We start from the raw sequence: 12,168 nt of genomic DNA, 5'->3' as shown, positions 1-12,168 counted from the left end.
CCCGTCACGGCGCGGCGGCGTATGTCCTGTTAAGGCTTTTACGGTGACTTGAGTCTAGAATCCGTTAAGTCTTACTTAACTGCTTGCTCGTGAGGTGCAACATAAAGTAACTTCACGCACGTCGCGGTGGGTGGTGGAGGGAAATCGGATGGCCGTCGAGGAGTGGAGCGCGGGAGCGGGCACCGACATCCTGATCCGCAAGGTGGACAGTCATGTCACCGCACTACGCGTCGGGCTGCACGGTCCGGACCTGGAACTGGCCGAGCGGCTCGCCAGTTGCCTACGCGAACTCGTCGTCTCCACCGCCCACGCCAGCGCCGCCGACCGGGCGCAGGTACGGGCCGCCGTGCACTACTTCGTACTGCGGCGCGAGAGCCGTGGCCGGTTGCTGTCCGTGCGGTCCCTGGCCGCCGCGCAGCGACTGGTGAACAAGGCCGCCGCGCAGCTGGGCCGACCCGACCTGGTCGTCGAGGGGCGCCCGGGTCGCGGAGGCGGGAACGCCGCGACCGACATCGCCAGGCACAGCTGATCCGCCCACTCGTCGTTTTCGACCATATTGACGACGAAAGTGTCTTTATCTCGCGAGAAGCAGCCACGACGCGCGCACCTGTCGTCTGATCGCTACTAGACCCCCAACCCCCGTGGGGCGTCGCGGCCACCTCGACCGGGAGCGCACGTGCTCGTACTGCTGATCCTGCACCTCGTGGCGGCCGTCGTGGCGCCACTGCTGGTCCGGCGGTGGGGTCCGCGCGCCTGTCAGCTGCTGGCGTTGGCTCCGGCGGCAGCCTTCGGCTGGGCGTTCGTACGCACCCCGGACGTGATCCACGGCGGTGCGGTAGTCGAGACGTACCCGTGGATCGCGGAGCTGGGGCTGGATCTGGCGCTGCGGATGAGCACCCTGTCCTGGCTGATGACCCTGCTGGTCGGTGGGGTGGGCGCGCTGGTGCTCGGATACAGCGCCCGATACCTCCCGCCCGACGCGCTCGGCAACTCGCGCTTCGCCGGGGTGCTGGTCGCCTTCGCCGGAGCGATGCTCGGGCTGGTCCTCGCCGACGACCTGCTGCTGCTCTACGTCTGCTGGGAACTCACCACGGTCTTCTCGTACCTGCTGATCGGGCACAGCACCGAGCGGCGGTCGAGCCGCTGGGCGGCGGCCCAGGCGCTGACCGTGACCACCCTCGGCGGCCTCGCCATGCTGGTCGGCTTCCTCATGCTCGGCCACCACGCCGGCACCTACCGCTGGTCGGAGGTGGCGCAGCAGCCGCTGCCCGACGGGGCGTACCTCAACGTCGCGGTAATGCTGATCCTGCTCGGCGCACTGTCGAAGTCGGCGGTACTGCCGTTCACGTCGTGGCTGCCGGTGGCGATGGCCGCACCGACGCCGGTCAGCGCGTACCTGCACGCGGCGGCGATGGTGAAGGCCGGAGTCTACCTCCTCGGTCTGCTCACCCCGGTGCTCGCCGTGGTCGGCCCATGGCGTCCGGTGGTGGTGGTCGCCGGCCTGGCGACCATGGTGGCGGGAGGCTGGGCGGCGCTCCGGCAGACCGACCTGAAGCTGCTGCTGGCATACGGCACGATCAGCCAACTCGGGCTGTTGAGCGCGGTCATCGGAGCGGGCACCGCCGATGCCGCCCTCGCCGGTGTGGCGATGCTGCTCGCCCATGCGTTGTTCAAGGCGACGCTGTTCCTCGTCGTCGGTGTGATCGACCACGGCGTCGGAACCCGGGACCTGCGCGAGCTGTCCGGACTACGCCGTACCGCACCGGTCCTGACCGGCGTGGCCGTGCTCGCCGCCGCGTCGATGGCCGGACTGCCACCGCTGCTCGGCTTCGTCGCGAAGGAGGCCGTCTTCGCCGCTTTCGTCGATCAGCCGCTGGTCCTCGGGGTACTCGTCGCCGGCACCGTGCTCACCGTCGCGTACACCCTCAGGTTCGTCTGGGGTGCCTTCGCCGTCCGGCCCGGCGCCGCCGCCACCGAGCTGGGGCCGATCGCGCCGGCACTGCTGCTACCGCCGGCACTGCTGGCCGTCGCCGGGCTCGTCGCGGGTCCGGCCGCCACCGCGCTGGATCACCTGCTGCGTCCGTACCCCGAGAGCTACGGCGCCGTGGGCGAGCATCTGGCGCTGTGGCACGGAGTCACCCCGGCGCTCGGTCTGTCCGTGCTGGCGCTGCTCGGCGGTACGGCGTTGTTCGCGTTGCGTGCCCCCCTGGCACCCGTGGTGGCCCGGCTACGGTGGCCGGTCAACGGCCGACGGGGATACGAGTGGATCACGCACCGTTTCGACCAGACGGCGGTCGGCATCACAAGTGTCACGCAGCGGGGCTCGTTGCCGCAGTACCTCGGTCTCATCCTGATCGTCCTTGCCGCTGTTCCCGGTGGGTCGCTGCTGCTCGTCCGCCCCTGGGCGCAACCACTGGACCTGTGGGCCGCACCCGCACAGCCGGTTGTCCTGTTGGTGGTCTGTGTCGCCGCACTGCTGGCCGTGGGTGCCAGGCGACGACTGACGGCGATGCTGCTGGTCGGGGTGACCGGTTACGGCACCGCCATGCTGTTCGTGCTCTTCGGTGCGCCGGACCTCGCGCTCACCCAGTTTCTCGTGGAGACCATGACCATCGCGATCTTCGTGCTGGTCCTGCGCCGGCTCCCCGAACACTTCTCGACGCGGCCACTGCGGCGTAGCCGGTGGATCCGCCGGACGATCGGCGTGGTCGTCGGTACGACCGTGGCGGCGCTGGCCGTCGGGGCCTCGGCAGCCCGGCAGGAGCGATCGATCTCGGAGGCGTTTCCCGGCCTGGCCGTCGACGAGGGGCACGGCCGCAACGTGGTGAACGTGACGCTCGTGGACATTCGTGTCTGGGACACCCTGGGGGAGATGGCGGTGCTGGTGGCCGCGGCGACCGGGGTGGCCAGCCTGATCTTCCACCGGTCCCGTACCGGGCCCCGCCCCCGTCGGCAGGAGGTCGGCGACGAGGACGAGGCACCGGCCGGGCGGGCGGTCTGGTTACGCGGCGGAGCGACGCTGCACGAACGGCAACGGTCGATCGTGTTGGAGGTGGTCACCCGACTGATCTCCCACACCGCCGTGCTCTTCTCGCTCTACCTGCTCTTCTCCGGCCACAACGCCCCCGGCGGCGGCTTCGCCGGTGGGCTGGTGGCCAGCCTCGCGTTGACCATGCGCTATCTCGCCGGTGGCCGGTACGAACTGGTCGAGGCGGCACCGATCGGTGCCGGGACGGTGCTCGGCGCCGGACTGTTCATCTCGATCGGCAGCGGAGTGGTCTCCCTGATCACCGGTGGCGCCGTGCTGAAAAGCACCACGGTCGATCTCTGGCTGCCGTTGATCGGTCACTTCTACCTGGTCACCTCCCTCTTCTTCGACATCGGTGTGTACCTGGTGGTGATCGGTCTGACGCTGGACGTGCTGCGCAGTCTCGGCGCCGAGGTGGACCGGCACATCGCCGCGGCTGACGGGGCCGGGAGCAGCGCGGCCGGGCAGCGAGGAGAGGCACGGTGAGGGCCGCCGGAGCGAACCTGCTCTCCTACATTGCGATCGGGGTGCTGGTCGGCTGTGGTGTGACCCTGCTGTTGGAACGCAGCCTGAGCCGGGTCCTGCTCGGCATCATCCTGATCAGCAACGGCGTCAACCTGTTGATCGTCTTCGGTGGTCGGTCCGGGGAGGCTCCGCTGGTCGGGGTCAGTGACGAGGTGGCGATGAGCGACGCCCTGCCCCAGGCCATGGTGCTCACCGCCATCGTGATCACCTTCGGTTTCACGGCCTTCCTACTGGCGATCAGCTACCGCAGCTGGTATCTCAGCGGCGACGACGAGGTCCCCGACGACATAGAGGACCGGGAGATCGTCCGGCGGACCGCGCAGCGGGAGGTCTCCGCCGCTGACCTGACCGGCGAGCCGCCGACAGCCGACCCGCAGCAGGTCGACGCGCCGGCCCCACCCCGCGAGGAAGGCCCAGGATGAGCCGGTACGTGCCGGCCGGGCCTGACCGGTGGCGACGATGAGTCCGCTGGTACCGCTGCCGGTGGTACTGCCGCTGCTGGGCGCCGCGCTGACCCTGCTGCTGGCAGGTCGACCGTGGGCCCAGCGGACGGTCAGCGTCGGATGTCTGGGCACCAGCCTGGTGGTGGCTGTGCTGCTGCTGGTGCAGGCGTACCGGCAGGGTCCGGTGGTGGTGCAGATCGGCGGCTGGCCGGCACCGGTGGGCATCGTGCTCGTCGCAGACCAGTTGGCCGCCCTGATGCTCGTGGTCTCCTCGGCGGTGACCCTCTGCGTACTGCTGTACTCGATCGGGCAGGGCCAGGCCGAGACCGGGGAACGTGCCCCGGTGGCGATCTTCCACCCGACCTATCTCGTACTGACCGCCGGGGTGTGCAACGCGTTCCTCGCCGGTGACCTGTTCAACCTCTTCGTCGGCTTCGAGATGCTGCTCGCCGCGAGCTTCGTCCTGATCACCCTGAACAGCACCCGGCCACGCATCCGCACCGGCTCCACCTATGTCGTGGTCAACGTCCTGGCGTCGATGATCTTCCTGATCTCGGTGGGCCTGGTCTACGCGGCGACCGGTACACTCAACCTGGCCCAGCTCACCGCACGGCTCGATGCGCTACCGGACGGCGTACGCCTGAGCCTGCAACTCATGCTGCTGGTGGCCTTCGGTATCAAGGCGGCGGTGTTCCCGCTGTCGGCCTGGCTACCCGACAGCTACCCGACGGCCCCGGCCCCGGTCACCGCCGTCTTCGCCGGCCTGCTCACCAAGGTCGGTGTGTACGCGATCATCCGGACCCAGACCCTGCTCTTCCCGGGACAGCAGGCCGGTGAACTGCTGATGGTGGCGGCCGGGCTGACCATGTTGGTGGGCATCCTCGGCGCGGTGGCCCAGTCGGACATCAAGCGGATCCTGTCGTTCACGCTCGTCAGCCACATCGGCTACATGATCTTCGGGGTCGGGTTGAGCACGGTCGCGGGGCTGGTCGGCGCCATCTTCTACGTGGTCCACCACATCACCATCCAGACCACCCTGTTCCTGATCTCCGGACTGGTGGAGCAGCGGGCCGGCAGCACCGACCTGCGCCGCCTCGGCGGGTTGGCCCGCCTGGCGCCCCTGTTGGGTGTGCTCTTCTTCGTCTCGGCGATGAACCTGGCAGGGATTCCGCCGTTCTCCGGCTTCCTGGGAAAGCTCGGCCTGCTCCAGGCCGGCATCGCCGCCGGTGGGCCGCTGCCCTGGACGCTTGTGGCCGTGGGCACCGTGACCAGCCTGCTCACCCTCTACGTGGCGAGCCGGGTGTGGAACATCGCCTTTTGGCGCTCACCCTGCGAAACGATCGCACCGGCCGCGCCACTGCCCGTGTTGATGGTCGGCGCCACGATCGCCCTGGTGGTGCTCGGTGTGACACTGACCGTGGTGGCAGGACCCCTGTTCGAGTTCACCGGTCGGGCGGCGGCGGATCTGGTCGAGCGCACACCGTACGTACGGGCGGTGCTGCCCGGTGGGGCATCGTGAACGCCTCGGGCGCGGCGCCGTCCCCGACTCCGCCGGAGCACCGGACCCGGGTCGGCGGATGGCGGGACCAGTTGATCGCCAGCGGCTGGCTGGTGCTGGTCTGGAACCTGCTCTGGGGCGAGTTCACCTGGGGCAACCTGGTCGGTGGGCTGCTGGCTGCCGTGGTGGTGCTGCTGTTCTTCCCGCTCCCGCCCGTGGCATACCAGGGTCGGCTCCGGCCGTGGGGACTGCTGGTCTTCGGCGGCCGGTTCGTCGTGGAGCTGGTCCGGGCCAGCGCCCACGTCGCCCGGATCGCGGTGCAGCCCGGCTACACACCCCGCTCGGCCATCATCGGCGTGCGGCTGCGCGTACCCACCGATCTGAACCTGGCCCTCACCGCCGAGGTGCTCTCCCTGGTGCCCGGCACGTTGATCATCGAGTTGGACCGGGACGCCGGAATCCTGTTCGTGCACGTGCTCGACGTACGTGGCCCCGACGACCTCGTCGCCGGTCGGGAGCAGGTCCGCGCCGTGGAGCGACGGATCGTCCGGGCGGTGGGCTCGGACGCCGAACTCAGCCGGGTGCGTACCGAACCCGCGGACAAGGAGTTGCCGTGACCGTGTTCCTCGCCGTCGTCCTCACCAGCCTGCTGTCGGTGACCACGCTGCTCGCCCTCGTCCGTCTCTACCGGGGTCCGACACTGCTGGACCGGGTCGTCGCCGCCGACATGCTGCTCGCCACCATGGTCGGGGCCGTCGGCGCGGAAGCGGCGGTCAACCGACACGCCACCACCCTGCCGGTGCTGGTGGTGCTCGCCCTGCTCGGCTTCGTCGGATCCGTGGCGCTTGTCCGGTTCGCCGTCCGGGACCGGCCGTGACCCCCGGCGTCGTCGCGGACTGGCTGGCTGCCGTCAGCCTGGTCGCCGGTGCGCTGCTGAGTCTGGCCGCCGCCATCGGAGTGCTGCGCTTCCCGGACACGCTCAGCCGTATGCATGCCGCCACCAAGCCGCAGGTGCTCGGAGTCCTGCTGCTGCTGCTGGGGGTGGGGCTGCGGCTGCGCAGCCCGGCCGACCTCGGCATGATCGTCCTGGTGGGGGCATTTCAGCTGGCTACCGCCCCGGTCGCCGCACAGATGATCGGGCGGGCCGCGTACCGGGCCGGTCGGGTGGACCGGGACCTGCTCGACGCCGACGAACTCGCCGACCACTGACCACCGCCCGCGAGCACGACGAGTACGCACACCTGCTCGGGTCGGGGCAGGACATCGTAGAATGGCCACATGATCGACTCTTCTGCCCAGGAGGGCAGCAGTAGCCAGCCGGGTAGGCCCCGGCACCTACACGCACCGATGACCCCGGGAGCCCTGAACCTCCCGTGTTGATCCTCGTCGGTCTTCTTCTGATCGTTGTCTTGACCGTCGCGACGGGATACTTCGTCGCGCAGGAGTTCGGCTACGTCGCGGTCGACCGCGGTAAGCTGAAGCAACTCGCCGCCGAGGGGGACCAGGCGTCCGTACGAGCCCTGGAGGTCGCCGGACGGCTGTCGTTCATGCTCTCCGGTGCACAGCTCGGCATCACCGTGACCGCCCTGCTCGTCGGGTACGTCGCCGAGCCTTACCTGGGTGCGGGCCTGGCCGAGTTGCTCGGTGTGGCCGGCGTGTCCCCCGGTGTCAGCCTGCCGTTGTCGGTTGCGCTGGCCCTGGTCATCGCCACCGTGGTGCAGATGGTCGTGGGTGAGCTGGCCCCCAAGAACCTGGCCATCGCCCAGCCCGAACCGGTCGCCCGGGCACTGGCCCGCTCCACCCTCGTCTACCTGGCCGTCGCCGGCCCGCTGATCAAGCTCTTCGACAAGTCGGCGGTGCGTCTGCTACGGCGGGTCGGCATCGAGCCCATCGAGGAACTGCCAAGCGGCGCCACCCCGGAGGACCTGGAACAGATCATCGCCGAGTCCCGGCTGGAAGGGCACCTCGACGCCGACATGTCGGAACTGCTCGACCGGGGTCTCGACTTTCGGCAGTTGACCGCCGGTGAGGCGATGGTGCCGCGCGTCGACGTGCACACGGTGCGGGCACACGAACCGGTCAGCCGGGTGGTCGAGTTGCTCGACACCGGCCGTTCCCGCTTCCCGGTACGCGGTGCGGAAGGCGTCGACGATCTGATCGGCGTGATCGGTATCGCCGACGTGCTGCAGGTGCCACCGGCCGAGCGGGCCAGCACCCCGATCAGCGCGGTCGCCGTACCGCCGCTGCTGGTGCCGGAGACGTTACCGCTGCCCACCGTCCTGGACCGGCTCCGATCCGGGCACCGGCAGCTCGCCTGCGTGGTCGACGAGTACGGCGGCTTCGCGGGTGTCATCACGCTCGAGGACATCGCCGAGGAACTGGTCGGCCCGATCCGCGACGAGGACGACCCGCCGGAGCGGGCCCCGACGAGGCAGGAGGACGGGTCCTGGGTGGTGCCCGCCCGGTGGCGCATCGACGAGGTAGCGGACAGCACCGGCATCGCGCTGCCCGAGGGGCCCGAGTACGACACCCTCTCCGGTCTGGTCATGCGGGAGCTGGGCCGGGTGCCCGAGGTCGGTGACCGGCTGGAGATCAGCCTGCCGGCCGACGGCGACAACGGCCAGGTACCGCCGCGTGCCCTGGTCGAGGTGCTCGCGGTCGACCGGCACGTGGCCGACTCGGTCCGCCTCCAGGTCATCGACGGTCAGCCGGAGGTGACGGCATGAGCACCGGATTCGCACTGGTCACCTCGGTGATCCTGCTGGCGCTCAACGGCTTCTTCGTGGCCGCCGAGTTCGCTCTGGTGGCGAGTAAGCGGTACCGCCTGGAACAGGCGGCGGCCAGCGGTACCCGAGCCGCCCGTGCCGCGCTCGACGGTGTACGAGAGCTGTCGCTGATGCTGGCCGGTGCACAGCTCGGCATCACCCTGTGCACGCTGGGGCTCGGCGCACTGGCCGAGCCGGCCATCGAACGGTTGCTCAGTCCGCTGCTGCACGCCGTCGGTCTGCCGTACGGCGCCAGCCACGTGATCGCGTTGATCTTCGCGCTGAGCCTGGTCACCTTCCTGCATCTGGTGGTCGGTGAGATGGCGCCGAAGTCCTGGGCGATCACCCATCCGGAGCGGTCGGCGCTGTTGCTGGCGCTGCCGTTCCGGGCCTTCGCCCGGGTGGCCCGCCCGGTGCTGTCGGTGCTGAACGCGGTGGCCAACGCCATGCTGCGGTTGGTGAAGGTCAACCCGCAGGACCAGTTGGCCCAGGTGCACGGCCCCGACGAACTGCGGATGCTGCTGGAGCAGTCCCGGGAGCACGGGCTGCTCGGTGCCGCCCAGCACGAACTGCTCACCAGCATGCTGGAGTTGCAGGGCACGACGGTCGCCCAGGTGATGGAGCCGTTCGACCGGATGGTGACCGTGGGTCGGGATGAGACGGCGGACCGCATCGAGCAGGTCAGCCGGGACAGTGGCCGGTCACGACTGGCAGTGTTGGACGACGTCGGTGACGTGTGCGGTCTGGTGCACGTACGGGAGGCGGTGCGGGCCACCGCCGGCCGACCCGACGCCACTGCGGCGGACCTGATGAACGACGCCATCACGCTCCCCGACAGCGCCACCGTCAGCGAGGCGGTGGCCGTGATGCGGGCCCGGCGGTCGCAACTCGCCTTGGTCCGTAACGGCGGTGGACCCACCCGGCCGGTCGGTTTCGTTGCCCTGGAAGACCTGCTGGAGGAGGTCATCGGGGAGTTCGACGACGAGACCGATTCGATTCCTCGCGCGGTCCGTCGGCTCAGATAGGGGTACGCGGTGCGGCTGACGGGGGTGTCACCAGGATCGGGCGCGACGGGCCTGACCGTGCAGACCGCGTTGGCCAACCCGAGCACCCGCCCCGGCCTACGGCTGCCGGGGCGGGTGAACCTCATCGCCGGCCCCGCCGACGTACCGGTCCTGCATGTCCGGCTCGGCCTGGTCAGTACGGTCGAGCCGGACGATCCGCAGGCCCCCCGCCGGCTGGTGCAGTTCCATCAGGCACCGGTGGCGGGCGCAATGGTGCTGCGGGCCGGGCGGGCCCGGTCGATTCCCTTCGACTTTCCGGTGCCGTGGGAGGCACCGGTCACCACGCTGGGCGGGGTGCCGCTGCTCGGTCTGCGGATGGGTCTGCGTACCGAGGTGGCGATCGACGCCAGCCTCGACCAGGGTGCGCTGGTGCCGGTCTTCGTCCATCCGTTGCCGACCCAGCAGCACATCCTGGCCGCCCTGGACACGCTCGGCTTCAGCGTCCGCCAGTCCGGGCTGGTCGACGGCCGGCTGCCCGGCGTCGAGCAGGCGTTGCCCCTCCAGCAGCGGTGGGGTTTCTGGGTCGGTCCGCTCTACGCCGGGCCGATCACCGAACTGGAGGTCATCTTCGTGGCCAACTCCGCCGGCCTGGAGGTGATCTTCTGGTGTGACAGGCGGCTGGCGCTGGCCGGGATCACCCACACCAGTATCAGCCGGTTCCGAATCTGGCACGTCGGTGCCGACCAGCGTGACTGGGTGAACACCGTGGACGGTTGGCTGCGCGAGGCCATCAACCGGCACGCCGCCGCGGCGGCACCCGCCGACTGGTCAGCCACCATCACCGAGTCTGCCCACGTCAGCCGCCCACCGGACCGACCGTTGCCATCCGGCCCCGAACCTGGTGGCGACGCGGGCGGCACGGGCATCGGCGGCGGTGATGGCGGCAGTGGCGGCATCTGAGGTCGCGCCGCCCTCCCGAACGCCTCAACCCTGTGCGAGCTTGAGGCCGAAGCCGAGGAAGAGGGCACCGACCGCGCTTGTCGCACCGGCCGCCAGCCGGCGGCGTCGGCTGAACTGGGCGGCCAGGAAGGTGCCCGCGAAGATCAACGCGGTCAGGTAGAGCGCGCTGGACACCTGGGCGATCAGACCGAGCAGCAGGAACGACAGCGCCGGCCAGGGGTAGGTCGGGTCGACGAACTGGATGAAGAACGACACGAAGAACAGGATCGCCTTCGGGTTGAGCAGGCTGATCACCAACGCCTTACGGAACGGGCTGCGCTCCGCCGCAGGCTGGGCGGCGTCGATCAACCGCGGGATGTCCGGGTCGTTGCGGTCCCGCCAGCGCCGCCACGCCCCACGCAGCATGGTCAACCCCACATAGCCCAGGTACGCGGCCCCGGCGTACTTGATCAGGAGGAAGATCGGCGGGTACGCCTTCAGTAGCGACGCCACTCCGGCGGCGGAGAGGAACATGAGGATCGCGTCGCCGACCCAGACGCCGCTTGCCGCCCGATAACCGGTCCCGACTCCACGCCGGGCGGCGGTGGAGAGGACGAACAGTGAGTTGGGGCCGGGCAGCAGCACGATCGCCACGGTGCCCAGGACGTACGTCCAGATGTCGGTGATTCCCAGCACGCCCGACATCATCGGGCCGCGGCGGGGCCCACGCGAAGCATTTCCCGCAGCCTGACCTGTGCGTTCGGCCACTCGTCGACGGTCATCGAAAACTGCACGGTGTCCCGCCACGAGCCGTCCGGTCGCTGCCGGTGCATCCGGAGCAGGCCTTCCCGGCGGGCACCGAGCCGTTCCAGGGACCGCTGCGAGCGTTCGTCGCGGAGGTCGGTGTGCCAGACCACCCGTACCGTGTCGAGTTCGTCGAAGGCACGGGTGAGCAGCAGCAGTTTCGCCTCGGTGTTGATCCCGGTCCGCCACCACGGCCGGCCGAGCATGGTGTGCCCGATCGCCACCGACCGATGCTCGGGGTCGACCTCGTAGTACGAGGTGGTGCCGATCACCGCGCCGGTGGACACGCAGCGCTGAGCCCAGACGACCCGTTCCTGGCGGTGTTGTTCGGCCAGGGCCGCGACGATCACCTCACGTAGCTGCTCGGGGCCGTCCGGCAGCGGTCGGCTGAGGTGCTGCCAGACCTCGGCGTCGGCGGTGGCGGCGTACAACTCGTCGGTGTGGGCCTCGTCGAGCGGTTCCAGTAGTACGTGTGCGCCTCCCAGCGTCACCGGTTCGTGCCAGGGCGAACGCTGCGGACGCAGGTACGCCGGTAGCGGTGTGCTGACCCCGGGGTCCGGCTCCGGTGGGCCGGGGGTCAGCCGCAGCGGCAGCACCCCGGCCCAGTGTGTCAGGTCGAGATCGGCCGGGTCGTCGCGTACCGCGCCGGTGCGGGTACGCAGCGACACCTCCGTCAGCGGCAGGGCCAGTACGGCGGTCTCGGCCAGCTCCCGCCGGTTCGGCGGGCGGCTGTCCGCCGCCCGGCCGGTGGCGGCCTTCTCTACCAGGGCGGTCAGCACGGCGGCTTTTTTGTCCGGGTCGGTGACCAGGTGGGCGGTGCCGTGCGCGACCACCGACCGGTAGTTGGCGCTGTGGTGGAACTGGGAGCGGCCGTAGACGAGGCCGTCGAGCAGGGTGACCGCGACGCAGACGGGCAGGCCGCCGGCGCGGGCGGCGAGCAGCGGCCGGCTGCCGGTGGAGCCGTGCAGGTAGAGCGTGTCGTCGATGCGGACGTGCAGCGTGGGCAGTATCCGGGGCTCGCCGTCCACGGTGAAGCCGAGCGCGCAGTGGTACGCCTCGTCGAGCACGGCGTGGGTGGCGGAGCGGTCGTAGCTCATCCGGTCCCGGGACCGACTGGCGGTGGTTCGGGTGGTCTGCGGGTACATGCTTCCGCCTTTGTTCT

At 70.1% G+C, this 12,168-nt stretch carries 12 protein-coding genes; 10 read left to right on the top strand and 2 right to left on the bottom strand.

Going from position 1 to position 12,168, the window contains the following annotated elements; all coding sequences use genetic code 11:
- Positions 1-148 precede the first annotated feature (148 nt).
- The 10 genes from HCA58_RS16445 to HCA58_RS16400 all read left to right on the top strand — a co-directional run bounded on the left by HCA58_RS16445 (position 149) and on the right by HCA58_RS16400 (position 10,223).
- Complete coding sequence (locus HCA58_RS16445; RefSeq protein WP_169598723.1) at positions 149-529, top strand: hypothetical protein; 381 nt, start codon at positions 149-151, stop codon at positions 527-529.
- 147 nt (positions 530-676) lie between these two features.
- The gene (locus HCA58_RS16440) at positions 677-3,514 is read left to right on the top strand and encodes a Na+/H+ antiporter subunit A (RefSeq protein ID WP_169598722.1); all 2,838 of its coding nucleotides are present in this window, start codon (positions 677-679) and stop codon (positions 3,512-3,514) included.
- Positions 3,511-3,975, top strand: a complete 465-nt coding sequence (locus HCA58_RS16435; protein WP_169598721.1) for a Na(+)/H(+) antiporter subunit C — start codon at positions 3,511-3,513, stop codon at positions 3,973-3,975. Before HCA58_RS16440 ends, HCA58_RS16435 begins: the two co-directional genes overlap by 4 nt.
- Positions 3,976-4,012: 37 nt before the next feature.
- Positions 4,013-5,515: a Na+/H+ antiporter subunit D gene (locus HCA58_RS16430; RefSeq protein ID WP_169598720.1), complete on the top strand. Its 1,503-nt coding sequence runs from the start codon at positions 4,013-4,015 to the stop codon at positions 5,513-5,515.
- The gene (locus tag HCA58_RS16425) at positions 5,512-6,111 is read left to right on the top strand and encodes a Na+/H+ antiporter subunit E (protein ID WP_169598719.1); all 600 of its coding nucleotides are present in this window, start codon (positions 5,512-5,514) and stop codon (positions 6,109-6,111) included. The genes HCA58_RS16430 and HCA58_RS16425 overlap by 4 nt, the downstream gene beginning before the upstream one ends.
- Positions 6,108-6,371, top strand: a complete 264-nt coding sequence (locus HCA58_RS16420; protein WP_169598718.1) for a monovalent cation/H+ antiporter complex subunit F — start codon at positions 6,108-6,110, stop codon at positions 6,369-6,371. Before HCA58_RS16425 ends, HCA58_RS16420 begins: the two co-directional genes overlap by 4 nt.
- Entirely contained in the window at positions 6,368-6,703 is a 336-nt protein-coding gene (gene mnhG, locus HCA58_RS16415) for a monovalent cation/H(+) antiporter subunit G (protein WP_169598717.1), read from the top strand. The genes HCA58_RS16420 and mnhG overlap by 4 nt, the downstream gene beginning before the upstream one ends.
- A 164-nt stretch (positions 6,704-6,867) precedes the next feature.
- The gene (locus tag HCA58_RS16410; RefSeq protein ID WP_169598716.1) at positions 6,868-8,220 is read left to right on the top strand and encodes a hemolysin family protein; all 1,353 of its coding nucleotides are present in this window, start codon (positions 6,868-6,870) and stop codon (positions 8,218-8,220) included.
- Entirely contained in the window at positions 8,217-9,284 is a 1,068-nt protein-coding gene (locus tag HCA58_RS16405; RefSeq protein WP_169598715.1) for a hemolysin family protein, read from the top strand. The genes HCA58_RS16410 and HCA58_RS16405 overlap by 4 nt, the downstream gene beginning before the upstream one ends.
- Positions 9,285-9,293: 9 nt before the next feature.
- Positions 9,294-10,223 (top strand): sporulation protein, encoded by a 930-nt coding sequence (locus HCA58_RS16400; RefSeq protein ID WP_169598714.1) that lies wholly within the window; start codon positions 9,294-9,296, stop codon positions 10,221-10,223.
- A gap of 24 nt (positions 10,224-10,247) precedes the next feature.
- Here the strand turns inward: HCA58_RS16400 and leuE are convergent, their stop codons facing one another.
- Together leuE and HCA58_RS16390 are read right to left on the bottom strand one after the other, a co-directional pair.
- A complete protein-coding gene (gene leuE, locus HCA58_RS16395; protein ID WP_169598713.1) occupies positions 10,248-10,910 on the bottom strand; it encodes a leucine efflux protein LeuE in 663 nt (220 codons plus the stop codon).
- Positions 10,907-12,151: a bifunctional pyridoxamine 5'-phosphate oxidase family protein/GNAT family N-acetyltransferase gene (locus tag HCA58_RS16390; RefSeq protein WP_169598712.1), complete on the bottom strand. Its 1,245-nt coding sequence runs from the start codon at positions 12,149-12,151 to the stop codon at positions 10,907-10,909. The genes leuE and HCA58_RS16390 overlap by 4 nt, the downstream gene beginning before the upstream one ends.
- Between the last annotated feature and the right edge of the window lie 17 nt (positions 12,152-12,168).

Source organism: Micromonospora sp. HNM0581 (assembly GCF_012726175.1).
Taxonomy (GTDB): Bacteria; Actinomycetota; Actinomycetes; order Mycobacteriales; family Micromonosporaceae; genus Micromonospora.
The sequence above is the reverse complement of the archived record's forward strand: the minus strand, read 5'-3'. Positions and strand labels throughout refer to the sequence as shown.

Bases quoted from the DNA above. Each gene is read 5' to 3' on its own strand.
- HCA58_RS16445 (WP_169598723.1), top strand. From the start codon at position 149: ATGGCCGTCGAGGAGTGGAGCGCGGGAGCGGGCACCGACATCCTGATC.
- HCA58_RS16430 (WP_169598720.1), top strand. From the start codon at position 4,013: ATGAGTCCGCTGGTACCGCTGCCGGTGGTACTGCCGCTGCTGGGCGCC.
- HCA58_RS16405 (WP_169598715.1), top strand. From the start codon at position 8,217: ATGAGCACCGGATTCGCACTGGTCACCTCGGTGATCCTGCTGGCGCTC.
- leuE (WP_169598713.1), bottom strand. From the start codon at position 10,910: ATGATGTCGGGCGTGCTGGGAATCACCGACATCTGGACGTACGTCCTG.
- HCA58_RS16390 (WP_169598712.1), bottom strand. From the start codon at position 12,151: ATGTACCCGCAGACCACCCGAACCACCGCCAGTCGGTCCCGGGACCGG.